The organism is Pseudomonas azotoformans, from assembly GCF_900103345.1.
Taxonomy (GTDB): domain Bacteria; phylum Pseudomonadota; class Gammaproteobacteria; order Pseudomonadales; family Pseudomonadaceae; genus Aquipseudomonas; species Aquipseudomonas azotoformans.
Genome location: NZ_LT629702.1, coordinates 3,017,460 through 3,039,077, shown reverse-complemented (window position 1 = coordinate 3,039,077; position 21,618 = coordinate 3,017,460). Strand labels below are relative to the sequence as shown.

Genomic DNA, 21,618 nt, shown 5'->3' with positions numbered 1-21,618 from the left:
CATCCTGTGACGCTCCGCGTCACGACCCTCAAGAGCAGACGCGGAGCGTCCATGGCGGCGTTCCCACGCAGAGCGTGGGAACGATCTCTCACGGGAAATGATCTAGTCTCAATCACCCAGGGAGAGATCGCCATGTTCCGCTACTTCGAGCAACTCAGTTCGCGCATCGCTGCACCGTTTGTAGCCGGCACCTCTCGCGACAGCAAGGTGTGGCAGTGCCGCTGCGGCCAATCGCTGTTCTTTCGCAACAGCCAGTGCCTGGCCTGCCAGGCGCTGCTGGGCTACCAACCCCAGCAAGCCCGGCTGGACTCCCTGCAGCCCGGCCCGGTCGAAGGCACCTGGCTGCAGGACGGTAACCTCGACGCCGGCGCCTTCCGCCGCTGCGCCAACCTCGACACCCCGGCCGCCTGCAACTGGCTGATCCCGGCCCACAGCACCGCTCCGTTGTGCGTGGCCTGTAGCCTGAACCGCACCATTCCTGACCTGTCGATCCCGGAAAACCACGAGCGCTGGCGCAAAGTCGAAACCGCCAAGCGCCGTTTGGTCGCGCAACTGATCAGCCTGGGTTTGCAAGTGGTGCCCAAAAGCGTCGACGAAGACACCGGCCTGGCCTTCGATTTTGTCGGTATCGACCTGGAGGGCAACGCGCCCATGACCGGCCACGCGAACGGCCTGATCACCCTCGATATCAAGGAAGCCGACGACGCCCACCGGGAAAAGGTCCGCGTCCAGATGCGCGAACCCTATCGCACGCTGCTCGGTCACTTTCGCCATGAGGTCGGCCATTACTACTGGGATCGCCTGATCGCCAATACCCACTGGCTTGAACCGTTTCGCAACCTATTCGGCGACGAACGTGCCAGTTATGCCGACGCCCTCGACCAGCACTACCAGCACGGCCCACGCGCCGACTGGCAGCAAACCTGCGTCAGCGCCTACGCCACCATGCACCCCTGGGAAGACTGGGCTGAAACCTGGGCGCACTACCTGCACATGATGGATGCCGTCGATACCGCCCTCGGCTTTGGCATGAGCGCCCGCGAGATGGACCTGGATTACCAGCCATTTCCCCTCAGCACGCTCTATGATCCCGAACACCCTGGCGGCGTGGCATTCCTGTCATTCGTTAACGCCTGGATCGAACTGGCCGGCATGCTCAACGAACTGTCGCGCAGCATGGGCCAGCCGGATTTCTATCCCTTCGTGCTGCCCCCAGCGGTGATCGCCAAGCTGCACTTCATTCACCTGGTGATCCAGGAAGAAGGCGGCCGAGCAGATGACGCCGTCCTATTGTAGGAGCGAGCTTGCTCGCGAAGAATTCACAGGCGCCGCGGGTATCCAGAATCCCCGCGTTAGCGTTCAAGCTCTTCACGAGCAAGCTCGCTCCTACAGGGATCTGTGTGAAAGCCGTGGGCAAGTGCTTGAACCATCGGATATTTTTAATCCGCCCCCAACGGTTGTAACTTCCGATGAGATCGGTACAATGGCCCCGCTTGCCGAGAGGCAGGCGTCGTTATGGTGACCCCATCGGTCCCCCCGCAACGATTACCCGTGAACCTGGTCAGAGCCGGAAGGCAGCAGCCACAGCGGGAACATTGTGTGCCGGGGTGTGGCTGGTGGGGTTGCCTCCATAACGCTCTTCCTCGCAGTACCTCTTAATTTCAAATCAAAAATGCTTTCACGCCATCTGCCATCGGGCAGTCCATGGCGGCATACTCCAGTGCCTGGCATCCGGAGACAGCACACGTGGAAAAAGTCGACGACCTCACTCGCGAAAAACTGCGGGAATGGCAGATGCGCCGCCTGGAGATCAAGGACCGCATTCAATCCCACCCTGAGCAGACCCTGGAATTGTCGAGGGTGCTGGACCAGATGGACGATGAACACGCGGAAATCCTCAGTCAGGCGGAAATGATCCGCTCTGCGCAAGTCGTTGACGAGCCCGCGCAGCCACCGCTTGCGGGCGCCTGCAGGCTGCAATTGAACGTGGCCGCGCAGAGCGCCGAAGACTTGCGGCGGTTGCTCGATATGGCTGTGTTCGAACTCCAGCAACAGATCAGCGCGATGGCGTCTGCGGCTGACGCAGGCCCTCATTTCGGCAGTATGTCGGGCTCTCTGGGCGAGTATCGGTTTGAACTGGGCGGTCAGGGCAATGCCTGATTCCCTGGCGGTGAGGCACTATGCAACCTGAACACTTTGACCTATCCAGCCCGGTCTTCCTGCCTGTCACGGATGAAACCTGCACGGCCCTGCTCGGTACGGACGGCGCCCTGGCCCTGGCTGGCCTGACGGATCCGGAGTTGGCCGCCGTACTGGTCATCCAGAACCTGGCCCAGGCTGCGGAAAAAGACCTGACCTGCGCAGGCGCCGAGCGCATCCTGGTCAAGTTGCTCGACTGGTCGGTCGACACGCAGGCAGGGGGCGCCGCGACGCTGCTGTCCGAAGCCCAGCGACTGTTCGATCCGCGCAAGCTCTACTTCGGTTTCAACGCGCTGAAAAGCGTCAACCTGCGCCTGCTGTCGGCTGAAGAAGTCGCGGCGCGGGATTACCTGCTGCCTACCGGAAAATGGGACATCGGCTACAAGGTCCGCCATCTGCGCAGCAACGACCCGTTCAGCCAGCAGATGATCACGCCCCGGCAGCGCGAGCGCTGGCTCAGCCCGGCCCAGGACAAGCTGGTGCGCACCTTCCGCGCCAACCTCAACGAAGACCTGCACGTTCAAGGCTACGCCGGCATCGGCAAGAGCCACCTGCTCGGTGCCTTTATGGAGTGCCTGCGCCCCGCCCAGACCCTGGTGCTGGCACGCACGGGGGCCAAACTGGCGACCCTGCGTGAGCGCATGGGGCTGGGGAAGGACAGCAAGGCGGGTTCTACCTTCGCTGCGTTCGCCAAGGCGCTGTTGCAGGGGCCGCGCCCATCCGTGCAGGGCACGCCTGCCAGGTTGCCCGGCAAGCATGAAGTGTCGCAGACCCTGAATATCCACGGCTGGCGCGGGCACGAGGGTGTGGCGACGCTGGATATCTGTCTGAAGGTGCTCGAAAGCTATTGCCACTCCAGTCATCACAGCCTGTCGGCCAGGCACCTGCCGCATTTCAAGCAGCCGTTGTCCAGCGTGGATACCCAGGCGTTACTGGAGTATTCCAGCCGGTTGTGGACGTACCTGGAGGCCAACCCACAGTGGGCCGGCCAGACTGCTTTCGCGGCGCTATGGTTGATCAAGCGTGCGAGTCTCGAAGGCTGTGTGGTGCCACCTCGCTATACCCACGTGTTGATCGATGAAAGCCAGGACATCCCGCCTTCATTGCTGCAGATCATCGAACGTGGTCGCCAGGTGCTGATCACCCTCGGCGATGAATACCAATTGGCCAGCGGTGTAATGGTGCGAAGAAAGCGTGAAGTCCGGCACACCGACATCAGTTACTCGGTGCGCTCGGGCCGCAACGTCGAGCGCCTGGTCAACCCGTTGATCAGTGTGCACTCACAAAAGTGCAAGACCCCTTTCGAAGGCGCGCGTGATGCCGACGTCGGCATCGAGCATTACCCCCAGGGCTTTGTGCCGCCGGAAGGCTGCGTCGTGCTGACCGCCTCCCATTGGGACACCATGAAATGGGCCATCCAGTTGCAACAGGCCAACTGCCCGTTCGGGTTCTTCGACACTGCAGCGCAGCAGGATCTGCAGCGCTTCATGATCAGCGTCATCGCCTTGTTCAAGCCGCAGTTCTACAGCAACGAGCACAACGACAACGGCCCCCATACGTATTTCAGCGACATGGACGATTGGCAGCAGGTGCGCGATGCCAGCCAGTTCGACGAGGCGTTTTTGTGGGTCGAAGGGGAGTTGGAAAAAGGCTTCAACGTCGCCGACATCACACGCTTGAACCGGCTGGGCGGCGTGCCCGGCAAACGTTGCCTGCTGATGCTGGCGGCAGAGGCGGGCGGCATGGAGTTTGACCGGGTATTGCTGACGCCCGAGTTGCTGACCAACGTGAAGTTCAAGGACGCCTACGCGTTCGATCAAAGACTGTGCGAGGTGTATATCGCCATTTCCCGCGCGCGGATGCAGCTCTACCTGCCTTACGATGTGGTCGAATGGATTGATTTTCACACCTATCAGAAAACCAGGGAGTTCCACGGTTACTGATTGATTTAATTCGGCTGTTTCACAACTTTTGCAGGTCGCTCTGGACAACCCAAAACCACCTTGTTAGTTTCCGCCAGCCACTTGTTTCAGAGTGTGACAAGTGTGCGGAGTTGATATTGAAGTGCCACCACTTCTTTAACTAACAAGGATGTCTCTGATGAAAAGCCTGCAAGGGTTGCCCCGTCTTATCAGTGCTTCGGTAGGCGCGCCCGGCAAAGCCCGCAACTTGCCCGCCGATGTGCAGTGCGTCCAGTATTTATTCAATCTGATCATTCCAAAAATGGGCTTCCCGCTGGCCGAAAACGGCAAGTGCGATGGCCAATTGGTGCAATGCATCAGCCAGTATCAATTCCGTCATCTCAAATATGCCCACCCTGATGGCGTGATCGACCCGACCGGTAAAACCTTCAACAGCCTGATCGAAGAAGCGGTGAAGGTGCCGGTAAAGGCGTTCCCGAGCATGCGTATCCCGAGCTTTCTGAATGTGTTCGGCAACAATCAGGGCGACGCGGTGCAGGCCACGGTCAATGTGTACCTGGACCGCATGCGCGCGATGATCGAGGCCGAGAAGCGCAACCGCCAATTGATGCTGCAGGCCACATGCGACGGGGGCATGACCCTCAGCGAGACCGATTTCCAGAACGCCGCCACGCAGTTGGGTGGCGGTATTTCGGTGAATATCATCAAGGCCTTCGCCACCGTGGAATCCGGCGGTCGTTCCGGTTTCGGCCCGGCCAAATTGCCGGTGATCGCCTTCGAAGGGCACCTGTTTCGCAAGTACACCAAGCACATCTACGACCAGGCGCATCCGCTGTTGTCCTACCCCTACAAGAAAAAGGCCGGGCCACAGTGGCAGACCAATAACAAGGACCAGACCAAGGCCTGGGAAACCATGGCCACCGCGTTTGCGCTGGATCAGGAAGCCGCGTTGATGTCAGCGTCCTGGGGCATGTTTCAGATCATGGGCTTCAACTACGTGTCCTGCGGTTACAAGACGGTGTTTGAATTCTCTGCGGCATTAAAAGTGAATGCCGGTAACCAACTAAAGGCCTTCCTCGGTTTTTGCAGCAAGAGCCCGGCGTTGATGAAGGCCATGAAAGCCAAGGATTTTACCGGCATGGCGCGTAACTATAACGGCGAGGACTACGGCAACTATGACGTCCTTATGCAAAAAGCCTACGAGAAACTTGAAGGGAAAAAATAAGATGATCCGTTTTCTAGCGATGGGTGTGTTGTCGTTGTGCGCCGTAGCCCCTGCGTTTGCCGGTTCGCCCGCGTTGCATTCAGGCAAGTACGAAGGGCTGATGCTGGCGGTGACGCCTGAGCACCAAGTTGAAGGCTACTACTTAGAGGCGATGGGCGAGGGCGTGACCCGCAGTTGCGCGTTTTACCTGCAAGGCAAACCCGCGGCGTTGACCACCTGGGCCGACGCCACCTACCCCGGCAGCGTGGCACCCTCATCCGATGGCGTGACATTGACCGTGGCAGAAGGCCGCCAGCATCCGGGTTGCCTCAATGTGCTGATGCCGGAGATCGCCACCGGCCTGGACCTGAGCCAGACCGTCAACACGAAATGGATCGGCCTGGTGAAAGTGTCCGCCGACAAGGCTTACCTGCTGAAGAACCCAAGTGCCAAGGCCGCCAAGCGTCCGTACATCGTCAAGAATGACGTGGTCGGTGTGCTGGCCTTCAAGGATGGCTGGGCCCAGGTCGAGTTCATCAATGCCGATGACCGTTCGTTTACCGGGTGGATCAGCCAGGATCAGTACAGCCGTCTGGCTGCCCCCAAAAGCTGATCAGCCGAAGGTTTCCCGCAACAACCCGGCAAACGCATCCCGTGCCAGATGCCGCTGGGTGTCCTTGTGCCAGAACAGCAGGTTGTCCACCGCCTGCAGTTCCTCGAACCGGTACGACGCCAGCTGATTGGCCTGCTCATAGCGGGCCAGGATGCCCTCCGGCGCCAGTGCCACGCCAATTCCCGCACTGACACAACCGATGATCGTGCCCCAACTGGCATAGCTGGCAATGGCCGGCTTGAACGCGTGGGGCTTGACCCAGTTCTCCAGCGCCGCCCGATAAGGGCAGCCGGGCGGCCATACCAGCAGGGTGCGGCCGGCCAGGTCTTCGGCGCTATGGATCGGTGCGCTGGAGGCGCTGGCGATCAGCACCAGGCGCTCGCTGTAGACCACGCTGTGTTCGAGCTTTGCGCGTTTGTTGCCGGCGGCCACCAGCGCGACGTCCAGGCGGTGGTGTTGCAGGTCATCGAGCAGTTCGCCCCAGGCGCCGGTCACCAGCTCCAGGCTGACATCCGGGTAGCGCCGATGGTATTCGGCCAGCAACGGCGGCAGACGTCCGCTGGCGCTGGACTCCACAGCGCCGATACGCAGGGTGCCACGGGGGATGGCATTGGTGTCGACTGCGCGTTTGGACTCGTCCACCAGCGCCAGGATGCGTTCGCAATACTCCAGGAAGATCTCACCGGCCGCACTGATCGACAACCCGCGTCCGGCACGGATAAACAGCGGTGTGCCCAACTCGCTTTCCAGCTGCTTGATGCGCGTGGTGATGTTGGACGGCACACAATGCAATTGCACGGCGGCCTGGGCCACGCTGCCGGTTTGTGCCACGGCTCGCACCATTTTCAGTTGGGCCAGTTCCATTGCTCAGTTCCAGTGATTTCAGAAGTCAGAAACGGTTAATTGTCCTACGTGTTGCCCGGGCCAAGACTGACGGCATTCCTTCTCAGTTTTCGGATGCCGTCGATGAATACCCCGTCACCCCTGAAGCTTACGCTAGTCATCGCCAGCGTCATCCTCTGTTGGGCCTATTCGCCGATTGGCGTGCACATGGGCCTGCACAGCTACAGCCCTGGCCAGCTTGCGCTGCTGCGGTTTCTGATTGCTTCGGTGTTCATGGCCGGTGTGGCGCTGGTGCTGGGCATTGGCCGACCGCGCCTGCAGGATCTGCCGTGGCTGTTGGTGTTGAGTTTTTTCGGGGTGTTCCTGCATCACACCAGCCTTAATTATGGGCAGCAATTCGTGACGGCGGCGGCGTCCAGCGTGCTGGCGCAATCGGCGCCGCTGTTCAGCGTGTTGATCGCGTTCTTCTGCTTGAAGGAACGGGTCAGCCTCTGGCGCTGGAGCTGTGTGCTGCTGGGGTTGTTCGGCGTGCTGGTGGTGATCTGGGGCGATCACGGTGTGGGCGATATCGACCCGCGCGGTTTGCTGATCCTGCTGGCGGCGGCTTCGTGGAGCCTGTACTTCGCCATCCAGAAACACTACGCCCACCGCTATAGCCCGCTGACGATGGCGTGCTACATGGTCTGGGCCGGCACCTTGATGCTCTGCGTGAACCTGCCGGGCCTGCCGGCTGCCGTGGCGCAGGCGCCTTTGCCGGAGAACCTCGCGGTGCTGGTACTCGGGGTTTTCCCCAGCGCCCTGGCGTACCTGGCCTGGGGCTATGTGTTGAAACATGTCGAGGTCAGCCGCGCTTCGGTAGCGATGTACCTGATCCCGCTGGTGGCGATGACGATGGCGGCCACGCTGCTGGGTGAGCACATCGCCCTGCAAGTGGTGCTCGGCGGCGTGATCGTGTTGGCCAGCGTGGCCGCCATCAGCCTGGAGGGGCGCTGGCGGTCAGTCGCTCAGGCAAAACGCGCGCAGCCGGTGGCCGTCGAGGTCCTGGGCGACGAAGGTGTAGCCGAAATCCAGCATGGTCGGTGACTGGATAATGGTCGCGCCGCGCTCTACCCATTGATCATGCAACGCATCCACCGCGGCCTTGTCAGCCAGGGACAAGCCCACTTCGCCGCCACCCCCGGTGAGCCGGGCTGCCGGTTCCACGGTATGGCGCGACCACAGCCCCAGCTTTACGCCATTGTCGAGAATGAACAGGGCGAAGGTCGGGTTGAGTTCCACGGGCGGCTTGTCCAGCAGGCGGCTGTAGAAGTTGGCGCTGGTGGCCGGGCTGTCGACGTACAGCAGGAAGTAATGGGCGAGGGTGTTCATGCAGGCTCCTTGGGACGGCGTGTTTGATGGCGCCCAGTCTATAAGGCTGCATTGTCAGTTTCTGTCAGGAGTCTCACCGGTGTAGAGCTGGATGATTTGCTCGATCTCGCCCGACTGCTTCATGCGCAGCAAGGTGCGCAGGATCTGCTGCACCGGCACATTCGGGTCGTTGCGCACGATGCAACCCAGGCGCTGCTCATCAATCACCGCGACCTTGTGCAGCCGTTTGCCGACCGGCAGGCGTTGGTTGAACCGGTCGAGTATCCATTCGTTGCTCACCGCAAACTTGAAGCGCCCGGCCACCAGTTTGTGCAGCACCTGCTCTTCGCTGCGCGCATCGTCGCGGCTGAGTTGGCCTTTGGCGAACAGCGGGTCGAGGGTCGCGTAACGGTAGTTGAGCACGGTGCCGATCGCCTGCGGCGCGAGTGTGTCCAGTTGTACCGGCTTCGGGGGGATGTGGGTGCTGACCAACAGGTTGCGCTGCACCATCAACGGCACGCTCCAGACGTAATCACCGGACGCGTCGTCGACCCAGGCCTGGGTGACATAACAGCGCACATCGATATCGCCATGCTCCATGGCGCTGGAGATACGCGCCCGTGCCAACACGTGGAATTCGGCCGGCCTGCCGACCTGGGTAGCCAGGCTCAACATCAGGTCATACAAAATGCCCTGGGTGGGCCGGCCGCTGTCCAATTGCACCATGGGCATCGCCCAGCTGTCGGAAACCGAGAAACGCAACGGTGCGGGCGCTGCCAGGCAAGCCGTGGTGATCATCCATAAAGCGCCCAGGACTACGCGCATACACACTCCGGGTTCAGGCCTTTTTGGGGCCAACCCGGCAAGCTTAGTCAGATTAGGCGAGCGTGCCGGATGCAATTTCCCCCTTGCTCCGCTAGCATTACCGGCTTCCGCTTCCCAGTTGCGACGGTTTTCGATGAGTTATCAGGTTCTTGCACGTAAATGGCGTCCGCGCTCGTTCCGCGAAATGGTCGGCCAGACCCATGTGCTCAAGGCTCTGATCAATGCCTTGGACAGCCAACGGCTGCACCACGCCTACCTGTTCACCGGTACCCGCGGGGTGGGCAAGACCACCATTGCGCGCATCATCGCCAAATGCCTGAACTGTGAAACCGGTATCACTTCGACGCCCTGCGGCACCTGCTCGGTGTGCAAGGAAATCGACGAAGGGCGTTTCGTCGACCTGATCGAGATCGACGCCGCGAGCCGCACCAAGGTCGAAGACACCCGCGAGCTGCTCGACAACGTGCAGTACGCGCCCAGCCGTGGTCGCTTCAAGGTCTACCTGATCGACGAAGTGCACATGCTGTCCAGCCATTCCTTCAACGCCCTGTTGAAAACCCTGGAAGAGCCGCCGCCCTACGTCAAATTCATCCTGGCCACTACCGACCCGCAGAAACTTCCTGCAACGATTCTGTCGCGGTGCCTGCAGTTCTCCCTGAAAAACATGACCCCCGAGCGGGTGGTCGAGCATTTGACCCATGTGCTGGGCGTCGAGAACGTACCGTTCGAAGACGACGCGCTGTGGCTGCTCGGCCGCGCCGCCGATGGCTCGATGCGTGACGCCATGAGCCTCACCGACCAGGCCATTGCCTTTGGTGAAGGCAAGGTCATGGCCGCCGATGTGCGCGCCATGCTCGGCACCCTCGACCACGGCCAGGTCTTCGACGTGCTGCACGCGCTGATCGAAGGCGATGCCAAGGCGTTGCTCGAGGCCGTGCGCCACCTGTCGGAGCAAGGCCCGGACTGGAACGGCGTGCTCTCGGAAATTCTCAACGTGCTGCACCGTGTCGCCATCGCCCAGGCGCTGCCGGAAGGCGTCGACAACGGCCATGGCGACCGCGACCGCGTGCTCGCCCTGGCCCAGGCGCTGCCGGCCGAAGATGTGCAGTTCTACTACCAGATGGGCCTGATCGGTCGCCGCGACCTGCCCCTGGCACCCGACCCGCGCGGCGGCTTTGAAATGGTGTTGCTGCGAATGCTGGCCTTCCGGCCCGCCGATTCGGCAGACGCGCCGAGACAGCCGCTAAAGCCAGTGGGGATCAGCCAGGCCACAGTTGATTCCGCCAAACCAGTGGCTGGCGCGGCAGTGGTCGCACCAGTGGTTGCTGCACCTGCACCGGTGCCCGAACCTGTGGCAGCTGCACCAGTGGTCGAGCCGGAACCGGTTGTCGAGCCCGAGCCCGTCGTCGACCTGCCCTGGAATGATCCGGTCGAAGCTGAAGTCGAGGCCGAGCAAGCGCCTGCCGTGGAGCCCGTGCTGGAAACCACCGGCGAGCAACCAGAGCTGACGCCGATGCCCACGCCGACTCCCGACAGCGTGGTGCCGGATGCTCCCGAATGGGTCTCTGCACCCGTCCCCGAGCCAACCGTGGCCCAGGTGGAAGCCGCCACGCCGGGCATCGACCTCGACGACGAACCGCCGCTGGACGAAGATTACATCGAGCCGGACATGGACTCGGCCTACAGCTACCTGGACGACCTGGCCAGCGAGCACACCGCCGAACCGGCCCCCGAGCCCGAAGCGGAGCCCGCTGCGGCGCCGGCCACTGGCCTGGCCCTGCAATGGCTGGAGTTGTTCCCCAAACTGCCGATCTCCGGCATGACCGGCAGCATCGCCGCCAACTGCACATTGATCTCCATTGAAGGCGACCACTGGTTGTTGCACCTGGACCCGGCCCACAGCGCCCTGTTCAATGCGACCCAGCAGCGTCGTCTCAACGATGCGCTGAACCAGTACCATGAGCGTACGTTGACCATCGCCATCGAGCTGATCAAGCCTGAGCAGGAAACCCCGGCCCAGGCCGCGACCCGCCGGCGCATCAACCGCCAGCGTGAGGCCGAGGATTCGATCCATGCCGATCCGCTCATCCAGCAAATGATGCAACAGTTCGGTGCGGTCGTCCGTCACGATACTATTGAACCTGTCGAAGCCCCGGTGCCCCAGGCGTCATAAAACCGGGCTACTTATTGATCCACGTACTTTTGAGGTGATTCCCATGATGAAAGGTGGCATGGCCGGCCTGATGAAGCAGGCGCAGCAGATGCAGGAAAAGATGGCCAAGATGCAGGAGGAACTGGCCAACGCCGAAGTCACCGGTAAAGCCGGTGGCGATATGGTCAGCGTGGTGATGACCGGTCGTCACGACATCAAGCGCGTGAGCATCGACCCAAGCGTCCTGCCAGGCGTGGGTGAAGATGACCTGGAAATGCTCGAGGCGTTGTTCGCCGCGGCCGTCAACGACGCCGTGCGCAAGATCGAAGCCAACAGCCAGGAAAAAATGGGCGGCGTCACTGCTGGTATGCAACTGCCTCCGGGCATGAAGCTGCCGTTCTGATCGACGAGCTAGACTCCAATGCCAGGCCTCGTGCCTGGCATTTTTGTTTGTGTTGTGGCGAGCAGGCTGATCGTTCCCACGCTCTGCGTGGGAATGCCGCCCCCGACGCTCCGCGTCCAATATGAACCCTGGCACGCCACGCATGGTCTGCACCCTATACCGATGCATTCGATAAAGGAGCCCCTTCATGCCTCAAGAACCGACCCTGAACCAGCGCATCGTCCTGGTCTCACGCCCCCAGGGCGCACCCACCCCGGAAAACTTCCGCCTGGAGCGGGTGAACCTGCCGGAACTGGCAGACGGTCAGGTCCTGCTGAAAACCCTGTACCTGTCCCTCGACCCCTACATGCGTGGGCGCATGAGCGACGCTCCGTCCTACGCGGCGCCGGTGGAAATCGACGAAGTGATGACCGGTGGCGCTGTCAGCCGTATCGAGCAGTCGCGTAATCCGAAATTCGAAGTAGGCGACCTGGTGGTTGGTGCTACCGGTTGGCAGAGCCACAGCATTTCCGATGGTCGCAACCTGATGCCAGTGCCCAAGGGCCTGGCCAGCCCGTCGATGGCCCTGGGTGTGCTCGGCATGCCAGGCATGACCGCCTACATGGGCCTGATGGACATCGGCCAGCCCAAGGCCGGGGAGACCCTGGTGGTGGCGGCCGCGTCCGGCGCGGTGGGCTCGGTGGTGGGGCAGGTGGCCAAGCTCAAGGGCTTGCGTGTGGTCGGGATTGCGGGAGGCGCAGACAAGTGCCGCTATGTGATGGACGAACTGGGCTTTGATGCCTGCATCGACCATAAGAGCGTGACCTTTGCCGATGACCTGGCGCAGGCGTGCTTCAAGGGCGTCGATATCTATTTTGAAAACGTCGGTGGCAAGGTGTTCGATGCGGTGGTGCCGCTGTTGAACCCCAAGGCGCGCATCCCGTTGTGCGGGCTGATCGCCGGCTACAACGCCCATGAAGCGCCCAGCGGGCCTGATCGTTTGCCAGCGCTGCAACGTACCTTGTTGACCAAGCGCGTACGCATCCAGGGCTTTATCGTGTTCGATGACTACGGTGACCGCCAGCCTGAATTCCTCAGCGCCATGGCGCCGTGGGTGCGCGACGGCAAGATAAAGTTCCGCGAGGACGTGGTCGATGGCCTGGAGCAGGCGCCCGAGGCCTTTATCGGTTTGCTGGAAGGGCGCAATTTCGGCAAGTTGGTGGTACGCGTCGCGCAGGATTGAGTATTTGACGCTAATCCGGGGCGCGGGTATAAACCGCGTCTCGTTGTTTTGTCGGACCCTTCGCCCATGAGCTTCAGCCCCCTGATTCGCCAACTGATCGACGCCCTGCGTACATTGCCGGGTGTCGGCCAGAAAACCGCCCAGCGTATGGCGCTGCAACTGCTGGAGCGTGATCGCAGCGGCGGCACCCGGTTGGCCCAGGCCTTGAGCCAGGCCATGACCGGCGTTGGTCACTGTCGCCAGTGCCGCACCCTCACCGAGGAAGAACTCTGCCCGCAATGCGCCGACCCGCGTCGCGACGACACTTTGCTGTGCGTCGTGGAGGGACCAATGGACGTGTACGCGGTGGAGCAGACTGGCTATCGCGGGCGCTATTTTGTGCTCAAGGGCCACCTGTCGCCCCTCGACGGCCTGGGCCCGGAAGCCATCGGCATTCCGCAACTGGTGGCGCGCATCGAAGAGCAGGGCACCTTCACCGAAGTGATCCTGGCCACCAACCCGACGGTGGAAGGCGAGGCAACCGCGCATTACATTGCCCAACTGCTGACCAACAAAGGCCTGATCACCTCGCGCATTGCCCATGGCGTGCCGCTGGGTGGCGAGTTGGAATTGGTCGATGGTGGCACGCTGGCGCATTCGTTTGCCGGCCGCAAACCGATCGCCCTCTGACGGCACGGCTTGATAACCAAGCAAGCGCTTGGTAATTTCGCTCCACCTCACCGTGGAGCTTGCCGATGTCTGCCTATCAGGACTACTTCGACCCCAGCCACCAATTGGTCCGCGACAGCGTGCGTCGCTTTGTCGAGCGCGAGATGCTGCCGGGTATCGAGCAATGGGAAGAGGCGGAAAGCTTTCCCCGGGAGTTGTACCTCAAGGCGGGTGCGGCGGGCATCCTTGGCATCGGTTATCCCGAAGTCCTCGGTGGTAGCCATGAAGGTGATCTGTTCGCCAAGGTGGCCGCCAGCGAAGAGTTGATGCGCTGCGGTTCTGGCGGCGTAGTTGCGGGGTTGGGCTCGCTGGATATCGGCTTGCCGCCCGTCGTCAAATGGGCGCGGCCGGACGTGCGTGAGCGCGTCGCGCCACAGGTGCTGTCGGGCGAGAAGATCATCGCGCTGGCAGTCACAGAACCGGGCGGTGGTTCCGATGTGGCCAGCCTGCAGACCCGCGCCGTTCGCGACGGTGACCATTATCGCGTCAGCGGCAGCAAGACCTTCATTACCAGCGGCATCCGCGCCGATTTCTACACTGTCGCCGTCCGTACCGGCGGGCCGGGCTTTGCCGGGATCAGCCTGCTGTTGATCGAAAAAGGCACTCCCGGTTTTACCGTCGGCCAGCCCCTGAAGAAAATGGGCTGGTGGGCGTCGGACACGGCTGAATTGTTCTTCGACGATTGCCGGGTGCCCGTAGGCAACCTGATCGGCGCCGAAAACATGGGCTTTGCCTGCATCATGGGCAACTTCCAGAGCGAGCGCCTGGCCCTGGCGCTCATGGCCAACATGACCGCGCAACTGGCCCTGGAGGAAAGCCTCAAATGGGCTGCCGAGCGCGAGGCCTTCGGCAAACCCATCGGCAAATTCCAGGTGATCAAGCACCGGCTGGCAGAAATGGCCACCGCCGTGGAGGTCTCTCGGGAATTCACTTATCGGCAGGCCGCAAAGATGGCCGCCGGTATCAGCGTGATCAAAGAGATATCCATGGCCAAGAACCTCGCCACCGACACCGCCGACCGCGTCACCTATGACGCGGTGCAGATCCTCGGGGGCCAGGGTTATATGCGTGGCAGCCTGGTGGAGCGGCTGTATCGCGACAACCGCATCCTCTCCATCGGCGGCGGCACCCGCGAGGTGATGAATGAAATCATCAGTAAGCAGATGGGCTTCTGATCTTGAGTGCCTTTCAGCGCCTCATCGGGGGCAAGCCCCCTCCCACATTTTGATCTGTGAACCGGTCAAGTGTGGGAGGGGGCTTGCCCCCGATGGCGTCAGCCCAGGCAACCGTTATTGTTCACTCAGCGCAAACTGCGTCAGGCAGAACGTTGGAATCCCCATATCTTCCAAACGTTGCGACCCACCCAGCTCCGGCAAATCAATGATCGCCGCTGCCTCGAAGATCTTCGCGCCCATGCGGCGTACCAGGTTCGCCGCTGCGATCAGGGTGCCGCCGGTGGCGATCAGGTCATCGAACATCAACACCGAGTCGCCTTCGCACAGGCTGTCGGCGTGCACTTCCAGGAAGGCCTCGCCGTACTCGGTCTGGTAGCCCTCGGCCAGCACGTCAGCGGGCAGCTTGCCCTGCTTGCGGAACAGGATCAGCGGTTTGTTCAGTTGGTAGGCGATGATCGAACCGATCAGGAAACCCCGTGCATCCATGGCGCCGATATGGGTGAAGTCGGTCTCGACGTAGCGCTGGGCAAAGGTATCGGCCACCAGGCGCAGGGCTCGGGGCGATTGGAACAGCGGCGTGATGTCACGAAAGATCACCCCCGGCTTGGGGAAGTCGATGACGGGACGGATCAGGGATTTGATGTCGAACGAATCGAAGGTCATCGTCGAAGAGTCCTGGGGCTGGAAACGGACTCGAAGTATACCTGCGGCCTCGCCGGTTGGCGCGGCCGCAAGTGTCTGCGTCAACCTTCCAGGGAACCACCGGCCAGCGCGCACAACTGGATCGGGTCGAGGATATGCACTTCCTTGCCTTCGGCGGCGATCAGCTCGTTCTGCTGGAAACGGGTAAACACGCGGGACACGGTTTCCACCGCCAGGCCCAGGTAGTTGCCGATTTCGTTGCGCGACATGCTCAGGCGGAACTGGTTGGCCGAGAACCCACGGGCACGGAACCGCGCCGACAGGTTGACCAGGAAAGTCGCAATGCGTTCGTCGGCGGTTTTCTTCGACAACAGCAGCATCATTTGCTGGTCGTCACGGATCTCGCGACTCATCACGCGCATCAACTGGCGGCGCAGTTGCGGCAGTTGCAGGGCCAGTTCGTCCAGGCGTTCGAAGGGAATTTCGCAGACGGAGGTAGTCTCCAGCGCCTGGGCCGACACCGGGTGGATCTCGGTGTCCATGCCCGACAAGCCCACCAGTTCGCTGGGCAGGTGGAAACCGGTGATCTGTTCTTCGCCGCTGTCGCTCAGGCTGAACGTCTTCAATGCACCCGAACGTACTGCATAAACGGAATCGAACTTGTCGCCCTGGCGAAACAGGAACTCGCCTTTTTTCAGCGGGCGACCACGTTTAACGATCTCGTCCAGCGCATCCATGTCTTCCAGATTCAACGAAAGTGGCAAGCAGAGGGGGGCCAGGCTGCAATCCTTGCAATGAGCCTGGCTGTGAGCGCGCAGTTTAACTGGCTCGGACATTTCTTAAATCCTTGTGGGAAAACACACATAAGACGTAAGGGTAACGCACTGGGGGGCGGTGAGGCCAGCGTGTACAAAAAACCAGCAACGGTATAAAGAATTTTGTGTCGCCGCCGATACAAAGTTACGAACCCTTGAGCTTGGAGGCTCGATTCATGATTTCCATCGGTGCAATGAACTCTGCAAGCGTTCAGGTGCAGTCCTTCGCGGAGCCGAAAGACCTGGTGGCAGAGGCCAAGCTCGCCAAGGCTGCCAAAGAGCTCAAGGACGCTACTGAAGCGCCGTTGCGGGAGAAAAAGGACGAGGAGGGGGTGAAGGTGACCTTTTCCGGTGCTGCCTTGAAAGCCCTGACCGAGGCCAAGAAACCCAATAAGGACATCGAAGACAGCGGTCTGCCGGACAGTGTCCAGCAGGTCCTCAAGATGATTCGCAAGATCAAGCAGCAGATCGCCGAGAAGCAGGCCGAACTGCAAGCCGTGATGGCGGACAAGAGCCTCAGCCCCGACGAGGCGCGGATCAAGGTCAGCAATCTGCAAGGGGCACTCGCCCAGTTGCAGGCGAGCCTGGTGACTGCCCAAACCTCCCTGGCCAAGGCCATGAAAGGCCTCAGCGGAGAAGACGCGTTGAAGGCTGGCTCCCTCGCTATGGCGTAGGGGGGGGTCAGATCACCCGTGAAAACCGCTGCCGGTTCTGGTGCTCCAGGTAGGCATCGAACACCATGCACACCGAACGCACCAGCAGGCGCCCGGCAGGCAGTACACGAATGGCCTGGGCGTCGAGTTCGATCAGGCCATCCTCGGCCATGGCCTCCAGTTGCGGCCAGATCTCGGAAAAATATCCGCGAAAATCAATGGTGAACGCCTGCTCGATCTTGTCGAAGTCCAGGCTGAAATTGCAGATCAATTGCTGAATTACTTCCCGGCGCAACCGGTCGTCCGTGGTGCAGACCAGGCCGCGACTGGTGGCCAGTTGTGCGCCGGCCAGGGTGTTCTGGTAGGCGTTGAGGTCGCTGCTGTTCTGGCAGTACAGGTCGCCAATCTGGCTGATCGCCGACACACCAAGCCCGATCAAGTCGCAATGGCCGTGGGTGGTATAGCCCTGGAAATTGCGCTGCAGGGTGCCTTCTTCCTGGGCGATGGCCAGTTCGTCGTCGGGCAGGGCGAAGTGATCCATGCCGATGTAGCGGTAGCCGGCCTGGGTCAGTTGCTCGATGGTGGTTTGCAGCATCAACAGCTTTGAGGCCGGGGACGGCAGTTCATCGGTGTTGATGCGCCGCTGGGGCATGAAGCGTTCCGGCAGGTGGGCGTAGTTGAACACCGACAAGCGGTCGGGCTGCAGCCTGATTACCTCTTCCACGGTGCGTGCGAAGTTGATCGGCGTTTGCTTGGGCAGGCCGTAGATCAGGTCGATATTGATCGAGCGAAATTGCAGGGTGCGTGCCGCATCGATCACCGCGCGGGTTTCTTCCAGGCTTTGCAGGCGGTTGACCGCCCGTTGCACCTCGGGGTCGAGGTCTTGCAGGCCGATACTCACGCGGTTGAAACCCAGCTCGCGCAGCAGGCCCATGGTGGCCCAATCCGCTTCGCGTGGGTCGATCTCGATGCCGTAGTCACCGGAATCGTCATCCAGCAAATTGAAGTGCTGGCGCAGGCAGCTCATCACCTGGCGCAATTCGTCGTGGCTGAGAAACGTCGGGGTGCCGCCGCCGAAGTGCAGCTGTTCCACCGGTTGTCTGGGGTCGAGGTGGCACGCCACCAGCTGTATTTCCTGCTCCAGGCGTTGCAGGTAGGCCTGGGCGCGGCCACGGTCCTTGGTGATGACCTTGTTGCAGGCGCAGTAGTAGCAGATGTTCGCGCAGAACGGCACATGCACATACAGCGACAGTGGCCGCACCGCCTTGCGGCTGTCGCGCAGGGCGTGGAGCAGGTCGAAAGTGCCGACCTGGCTGTCGAATTGTACGGCGGTGGGGTAGGACGTGTAGCGCGGTCCCGCCAGGTCGTAGCGGTGAATCAGATCGGTATCCCAACGAATGGCGTCGAGCATGCGGGCGTTCCCCCGGATAGGCTAGTGGGCCGAGTCTAGGGGCTGTCCGGGGCGCCCACCTTGATTTGCATCAACAGGGAGCGGCGCTATGCCACATGGCGATTTAATGGCCCATCAACCAGTGCTGATGCGGACCGGGTAACGTCCATATTCCAAACAGGATCACCAGCAAGCCGCCGGCCATCCTCACGCTGCGCTTGCGCAACAGCGCCGTCACCCGCTCAGCCGCCAGACCTGTAGCCAACAGCACCGGCCAAGTCCCCAGCCCGAACGCCAGCATCAACAACCCACTGTCCCAGGCATTGCCCTGGCTCGCCGCCCACAGCAACGTGCTGTAGACCAACCCGCACGGCAACCATCCCCACAGCGCCCCCAGCAGCAATGCACGCGGTACGCTGGACACGGGCAGCAAACGGTTGGCGACCGGCTGTATATAGCGCCACAGGCCGCGTCCGAGGCTTTCGATACGGGTGAGACCGCTCCACCAGCCCGCCAGGTACAGGCCCATGCTGATCAACAGCAGGCCGGCGAGCACGCGCATGAACATCGCCGCCGGGCTGTTCGCCACCGCCCAGCCGGCGAGGCCGATCAACACGCCGGCCGCGGCATAGCTGAGGATACGTCCCAGGTTGTAGGCCAGCAGCAGTTGAAACCGGCGGCCGCGTTGCTCCTTGGGGATCGCCAGGGTCAGCGCGCCCATCAACCCGCCGCACATGCCCAGGCAATGGCCGCCACCGAGCAGGCCGAGGATCAGCGCAGAGACCAGCAGCGGCGCCAGCTCAAGCATGGGGCGGGTCTTTTGGTGGTTGTTCGGGGTGGTTGGCCTCTTCGACGCCAGCCAGGTGGTTCGGGTCCTGATCGTCGAACAGCACGCTATGGGCCGGGCCGTCGAGGTCGTCGTACTGGCCGCTGTCCACGGCCCAGAAGAAGATGTAGATGGCCACGCCCACCAAGAGCAGCGCCGCCGGGATCATTACGTATAAAGCTGGCATCTGCACTCCATGCCCGCGCGGCTCACACCGGCAGCGGGCGGGTTACTGAGGGGGCTCGGGCGGCTGGCGCGCTCGGCAGGCGAGTCAGGCGCAGGGCATTGAGCACCACGGTCAACGAACTGAGGGACATGCCGATCGCCGCCCAGATGGGAGTGATCCAGCCCAGGGCGGCAAACGGCAGCATAAGGCCATTGTACAGCCCGGCCCACAGCAGGTTTTCAATGATTACCCGGCGGGTGCACCGCGCCAGAGTAAAGGCTTGCACCAAGGCGTCCAGGCGGTTGGACAGCAACACCGCATCGGCGCTGGTCTTGGCCAGGTCGGTGGCCGTGCCCATCGCCACGCTGATGTCCGCGGCGGCGAGTACCGGCACATCGTTGACGCCATCACCAAGCATCAGCACCTTGCGGCCTTCCTTGTGCAGTTGCTGAAGGACTTGCAGCTTGTCATCCGGGCGCAGGCCGCCGTGGGCCTCGTCGATACCCAACTCGGCGGCGACGCTGGTGACCATCGGCGAACTGTCCCCGGACAGCAACAGCGTGCGCCAACCACGCGCCTTGCACGCGGCCAGCAGGGCAGGGGCATCACTGCGCAGGCGGTCGTCGAGCACGAACCAGGCCAGGGCGCCGTCGCGGTCGCCGAGCAACAGCCATTGGCCGCAAACCTGCGGCGCTGCAGGAATCGGGCAACCACTGAGTTCGCAGACAAAGCCCGGCTGGCCAATGCGCAATACGCGCTCGCCGACACGACCTTCAAGGCCCAGCCCTGGCGAACTGATGACCTCATCGGCGGCCAATGGCGCACGCCCAAAGGCGCGGGCAATCGGGTGTTCGGAGCGGTTTTCCAGGGCGGCGGCCAAGCTCAGGCACAGGTCGGTGCTCAACGACCCCAAGGGCCGGATGGCTCTCAACGCCAGGCGCCCTTCGGTGAGGGTGCCGGTCTTGTCGAAGATCACTGTGTCGATCTGGTTCAGCCCTTCCAGCACATGGCCGCGAGTTAGCAGTAACCCGAGTTTGTGCAAAGTACCGGTGGCGGCGGTGAGGGCGGTGGGAGTGGCCAGGGACAGCGCACAGGGACAAGTCGCCACCAGCATTGCCAGCACAATCCAGAACGCCCGCGACGCATCCAGTTCCCACCACAGCAGGCCGATCAGCGCGGCGGCGATCAGCGAGCACAACAGGAACCACTGCGCGGCCCGGTCGGCGATCTGCGCCAGGCGTGGTTTATCGGCCTGGGCGCGCTCAAGCAAACGCACGATGGCGGACAGGCGTGTGTCATGGCCCAGGGCACGTACTTCGACGGTCAATGCCCCCTCGACATTCAGCGTGCCCGCCGTGACCGCGTCGCCGGTCTGGCGCGGTTGCGGCAGGTACTCACCGGTGAGCAGGGATTCATCAATGCTCGATTGTCCATCGAGAATCACCCCATCCGCCGGCAGCACGGCGCCGGGGTGCACCAGCACGCGGTCGCCTAGCATCAGTTCGGGGAGCAGGATGCGCTCGCTCTGGCCGTCGGGCTTGAGCCGCAGGCACGAGGCGGGCAGCAGGTTCACCAATTGCGCCGTCGCGGCGGCCGTGCGCTCCCTGGCGCGGCGCTCCAGGTAACGGCCAGCCAGCAGGAACAACGCAAACATGCCCACCGCATCGAAGTACAACTCGCCCGTGCCGGTGATCGCGGTCCAGATGCCCGCCAGGTACGCCCCGCCGATGGCCAGGGATACCGAGACGTCCATGGTCAGGTGGCGCGTGCGCAAGTCGCGCAGGGCGCCCTTGAAAAACGGTGCACAGCTGTAGAACACGATGGGTGTTGTAAGAAACATCGCCACCCAGCGCAGGATCACATGCAACTCGGGGCTCAGGTCGATGTTGAATTCCGGCCAGGTGGCCATGGTTGCCATCATCGCCTGGAACCACAGCAGCCCGGCCACGCCCAGTTGGCGCAGGGCCAGGCGGTTTTCCCCGGCCAGTTGCTCGGCGGCGCGATCCGCCTGATAGGGGTGAGCGGCGTAGCCGATATGGCGCAGTTCACCGAGCAGTTGGCTCAGCGGCAGTTGCCCATCGGCCCAACGCACGTGCAGGCGGTGGTTGGACAGGTTCAACCGCGCCTCGGCCACGGCGGGCAAGCTGCGCAGGTGTTTCTCGATCAGCCAGCCGCAGGCGGCGCAACTGATGCCCTCCATCAGCAGGGTGGTTTCGGCCAGCTCGCCTGCGTGACGCACAAAGGGTTTCTGCACGTCGGCGCGGTCATACAGCGCCAACTCGTCCACCAGTTGCACCGGCAACGCCTCAGGGTTGGCTGAGGCTTCGCTGCGGTGCTGGTAATAACTTTCCAGCCCACCGGCCACGATGGCTTCGGCCACGGCCTGGCAGCCGGGGCAGCAGAGTTCGCGGCGCTCACCGAGGATGACCGTGGTGAAACGGCTACCGGAGGGGACGGGGAGGGCGCAGTGGTAGCAGGGGGTGGTCATGGCTTGGGAATCTATGGTGGCTGGT

General features: G+C 62.2%; 21 protein-coding genes and 1 other RNA gene. 13 read left to right on the top strand and 9 right to left on the bottom strand.

Annotated elements, in window-relative coordinates:
- The first annotated feature begins 132 nt into the window (after positions 1 to 132).
- From BLR69_RS13500 to BLR69_RS13475, 6 genes are all read left to right on the top strand, one after another.
- A complete protein-coding gene (locus tag BLR69_RS13500; RefSeq protein WP_071493858.1) occupies positions 133 to 1,296 on the top strand; it encodes a zinc-binding metallopeptidase family protein in 1,164 nt (387 codons plus the stop codon).
- 229 nt (positions 1,297 to 1,525) lie between these two features.
- Positions 1,526 to 1,622: signal recognition particle sRNA small type (ffs, locus tag BLR69_RS13495), an RNA gene on the top strand.
- A 124-nt stretch (positions 1,623 to 1,746) separates the two neighbouring features.
- The gene (locus BLR69_RS13490; protein WP_071493857.1) at positions 1,747 to 2,160 is read left to right on the top strand and encodes a hypothetical protein; all 414 of its coding nucleotides are present in this window, start codon (positions 1,747 to 1,749) and stop codon (positions 2,158 to 2,160) included.
- A 20-nt stretch (positions 2,161 to 2,180) separates the two neighbouring features.
- Positions 2,181 to 4,142, top strand: a complete 1,962-nt coding sequence (locus BLR69_RS13485) for a hypothetical protein (protein WP_071493856.1) — start codon at positions 2,181 to 2,183, stop codon at positions 4,140 to 4,142.
- A gap of 157 nt (positions 4,143 to 4,299) precedes the next feature.
- Positions 4,300 to 5,346, top strand: coding sequence for an N-acetylmuramidase family protein (locus BLR69_RS13480; RefSeq protein ID WP_071493855.1), 1,047 nt, complete (start codon positions 4,300 to 4,302; stop codon positions 5,344 to 5,346).
- Between the two features lies 1 nt (position 5,347).
- Entirely contained in the window at positions 5,348 to 5,938 is a 591-nt protein-coding gene (locus tag BLR69_RS13475; RefSeq protein ID WP_071493854.1) for a hypothetical protein, read from the top strand.
- Here BLR69_RS13475 and BLR69_RS13470 read toward each other — a convergent pair whose 3' ends face one another.
- A complete protein-coding gene (locus tag BLR69_RS13470) occupies positions 5,939 to 6,802 on the bottom strand; it encodes a LysR family transcriptional regulator (protein WP_071493853.1) in 864 nt (287 codons plus the stop codon).
- Between the two features lie 102 nt (positions 6,803 to 6,904).
- Between BLR69_RS13470 and BLR69_RS13465 the strand changes: the two genes are divergently transcribed.
- Positions 6,905 to 7,864: a DMT family transporter gene (locus tag BLR69_RS13465; protein ID WP_071493852.1), complete on the top strand. Its 960-nt coding sequence runs from the start codon at positions 6,905 to 6,907 to the stop codon at positions 7,862 to 7,864.
- Here BLR69_RS13465 and BLR69_RS13460 read toward each other — a convergent pair.
- Both BLR69_RS13460 and BLR69_RS13455 read right to left on the bottom strand, forming a co-directional pair.
- The gene (locus BLR69_RS13460) at positions 7,778 to 8,149 is read right to left on the bottom strand and encodes a VOC family protein (RefSeq protein WP_071493851.1); all 372 of its coding nucleotides are present in this window, start codon (positions 8,147 to 8,149) and stop codon (positions 7,778 to 7,780) included. The genes BLR69_RS13465 and BLR69_RS13460 overlap by 87 nt on opposite strands.
- Before the next feature lie 54 nt (positions 8,150 to 8,203).
- Positions 8,204 to 8,953 carry a substrate-binding periplasmic protein gene (locus BLR69_RS13455; protein WP_071493850.1) on the bottom strand — a complete coding sequence of 250 codons (750 nt, stop codon included), beginning with the start codon at positions 8,951 to 8,953 and terminating at the stop codon, positions 8,204 to 8,206.
- Between the two features lie 133 nt (positions 8,954 to 9,086).
- Between BLR69_RS13455 and dnaX the strand changes: the two genes are divergently transcribed.
- The 5 genes from dnaX (at position 9,087) to BLR69_RS13430 (ending at position 14,613) form a co-directional block, all read left to right on the top strand.
- Entirely contained in the window at positions 9,087 to 11,126 is a 2,040-nt protein-coding gene (dnaX, locus tag BLR69_RS13450) for a DNA polymerase III subunit gamma/tau (protein WP_071493849.1), read from the top strand.
- A gap of 43 nt (positions 11,127 to 11,169) precedes the next feature.
- Entirely contained in the window at positions 11,170 to 11,508 is a 339-nt protein-coding gene (locus tag BLR69_RS13445; protein ID WP_003175481.1) for a YbaB/EbfC family nucleoid-associated protein, read from the top strand.
- 187 nt (positions 11,509 to 11,695) lie between these two features.
- Positions 11,696 to 12,730: an NADP-dependent oxidoreductase gene (locus tag BLR69_RS13440; RefSeq protein WP_071493848.1), complete on the top strand. Its 1,035-nt coding sequence runs from the start codon at positions 11,696 to 11,698 to the stop codon at positions 12,728 to 12,730.
- Between the two features lie 66 nt (positions 12,731 to 12,796).
- The gene (gene recR / locus BLR69_RS13435; RefSeq protein ID WP_015885312.1) at positions 12,797 to 13,399 is read left to right on the top strand and encodes a recombination mediator RecR; all 603 of its coding nucleotides are present in this window, start codon (positions 12,797 to 12,799) and stop codon (positions 13,397 to 13,399) included.
- A gap of 65 nt (positions 13,400 to 13,464) precedes the next feature.
- Positions 13,465 to 14,613, top strand: a complete 1,149-nt coding sequence (locus tag BLR69_RS13430) for an acyl-CoA dehydrogenase family protein (RefSeq protein ID WP_071493847.1) — start codon at positions 13,465 to 13,467, stop codon at positions 14,611 to 14,613.
- A 114-nt stretch (positions 14,614 to 14,727) separates the two neighbouring features.
- Here BLR69_RS13430 and BLR69_RS13425 read toward each other — a convergent pair whose 3' ends face one another.
- Both BLR69_RS13425 and fnr read right to left on the bottom strand, forming a co-directional pair.
- On the bottom strand, positions 14,728 to 15,276 hold the full coding sequence (locus tag BLR69_RS13425) for an adenine phosphoribosyltransferase (protein ID WP_071493846.1): 549 nt from the start codon (positions 15,274 to 15,276) through the stop codon (positions 14,728 to 14,730).
- Positions 15,277 to 15,356: 80 nt separating this feature from the next.
- A complete protein-coding gene (fnr, locus tag BLR69_RS13420; RefSeq protein WP_058427340.1) occupies positions 15,357 to 16,091 on the bottom strand; it encodes a fumarate/nitrate reduction transcriptional regulator Fnr in 735 nt (244 codons plus the stop codon).
- A gap of 155 nt (positions 16,092 to 16,246) precedes the next feature.
- Between fnr and BLR69_RS13415 the strand changes: the two genes are divergently transcribed.
- A complete protein-coding gene (locus BLR69_RS13415) occupies positions 16,247 to 16,744 on the top strand; it encodes a hypothetical protein (protein ID WP_071493845.1) in 498 nt (165 codons plus the stop codon).
- Positions 16,745 to 16,751: 7 nt separating this feature from the next.
- On the opposite strand, the gene hemN is transcribed toward BLR69_RS13415, so the two are convergent.
- The 4 genes from hemN to BLR69_RS13395 form a co-directional block, all read right to left on the bottom strand.
- On the bottom strand, positions 16,752 to 18,134 hold the full coding sequence (hemN, locus tag BLR69_RS13410) for an oxygen-independent coproporphyrinogen III oxidase (RefSeq protein WP_071493844.1): 1,383 nt from the start codon (positions 18,132 to 18,134) through the stop codon (positions 16,752 to 16,754).
- 103 nt (positions 18,135 to 18,237) lie between these two features.
- Complete coding sequence (locus BLR69_RS13405; protein ID WP_071493843.1) at positions 18,238 to 18,921, bottom strand: sulfite exporter TauE/SafE family protein; 684 nt, start codon at positions 18,919 to 18,921, stop codon at positions 18,238 to 18,240.
- Complete coding sequence (gene ccoS, locus BLR69_RS13400; protein ID WP_010208549.1) at positions 18,914 to 19,126, bottom strand: cbb3-type cytochrome oxidase assembly protein CcoS; 213 nt, start codon at positions 19,124 to 19,126, stop codon at positions 18,914 to 18,916. Before ccoS ends, BLR69_RS13405 begins: the two co-directional genes overlap by 8 nt.
- 22 nt (positions 19,127 to 19,148) lie before the next feature.
- A complete protein-coding gene (locus tag BLR69_RS13395) occupies positions 19,149 to 21,593 on the bottom strand; it encodes a heavy metal translocating P-type ATPase (RefSeq protein WP_071493842.1) in 2,445 nt (814 codons plus the stop codon).
- Between the last annotated feature and the right edge of the window lie 25 nt (positions 21,594 to 21,618).

Bases quoted from the DNA above. Each gene is read 5' to 3' on its own strand.
- BLR69_RS13500 (WP_071493858.1), top strand. From the start codon at position 133: ATGTTCCGCTACTTCGAGCAACTCAGTTCGCGCATCGCTGCACCGTTT.
- BLR69_RS13485 (WP_071493856.1), top strand. From the start codon at position 2,181: ATGCAACCTGAACACTTTGACCTATCCAGCCCGGTCTTCCTGCCTGTC.
- BLR69_RS13480 (WP_071493855.1), top strand. From the start codon at position 4,300: ATGAAAAGCCTGCAAGGGTTGCCCCGTCTTATCAGTGCTTCGGTAGGC.
- BLR69_RS13475 (WP_071493854.1), top strand. From the start codon at position 5,348: ATGATCCGTTTTCTAGCGATGGGTGTGTTGTCGTTGTGCGCCGTAGCC.
- BLR69_RS13470 (WP_071493853.1), bottom strand. From the start codon at position 6,802: ATGGAACTGGCCCAACTGAAAATGGTGCGAGCCGTGGCACAAACCGGC.
- BLR69_RS13465 (WP_071493852.1), top strand. From the start codon at position 6,905: ATGAATACCCCGTCACCCCTGAAGCTTACGCTAGTCATCGCCAGCGTC.
- BLR69_RS13460 (WP_071493851.1), bottom strand. From the start codon at position 8,149: ATGAACACCCTCGCCCATTACTTCCTGCTGTACGTCGACAGCCCGGCC.
- BLR69_RS13455 (WP_071493850.1), bottom strand. From the start codon at position 8,953: ATGCGCGTAGTCCTGGGCGCTTTATGGATGATCACCACGGCTTGCCTG.
- dnaX (WP_071493849.1), top strand. From the start codon at position 9,087: ATGAGTTATCAGGTTCTTGCACGTAAATGGCGTCCGCGCTCGTTCCGC.
- BLR69_RS13445 (WP_003175481.1), top strand. From the start codon at position 11,170: ATGATGAAAGGTGGCATGGCCGGCCTGATGAAGCAGGCGCAGCAGATG.
- BLR69_RS13440 (WP_071493848.1), top strand. From the start codon at position 11,696: ATGCCTCAAGAACCGACCCTGAACCAGCGCATCGTCCTGGTCTCACGC.
- recR (WP_015885312.1), top strand. From the start codon at position 12,797: ATGAGCTTCAGCCCCCTGATTCGCCAACTGATCGACGCCCTGCGTACA.
- BLR69_RS13430 (WP_071493847.1), top strand. From the start codon at position 13,465: ATGTCTGCCTATCAGGACTACTTCGACCCCAGCCACCAATTGGTCCGC.
- BLR69_RS13425 (WP_071493846.1), bottom strand. From the start codon at position 15,276: ATGACCTTCGATTCGTTCGACATCAAATCCCTGATCCGTCCCGTCATC.
- fnr (WP_058427340.1), bottom strand. From the start codon at position 16,091: ATGTCCGAGCCAGTTAAACTGCGCGCTCACAGCCAGGCTCATTGCAAG.
- BLR69_RS13415 (WP_071493845.1), top strand. From the start codon at position 16,247: ATGATTTCCATCGGTGCAATGAACTCTGCAAGCGTTCAGGTGCAGTCC.
- hemN (WP_071493844.1), bottom strand. From the start codon at position 18,134: ATGCTCGACGCCATTCGTTGGGATACCGATCTGATTCACCGCTACGAC.
- BLR69_RS13405 (WP_071493843.1), bottom strand. From the start codon at position 18,921: ATGCTTGAGCTGGCGCCGCTGCTGGTCTCTGCGCTGATCCTCGGCCTG.
- ccoS (WP_010208549.1), bottom strand. From the start codon at position 19,126: ATGCCAGCTTTATACGTAATGATCCCGGCGGCGCTGCTCTTGGTGGGC.
- BLR69_RS13395 (WP_071493842.1), bottom strand. From the start codon at position 21,593: ATGACCACCCCCTGCTACCACTGCGCCCTCCCCGTCCCCTCCGGTAGC.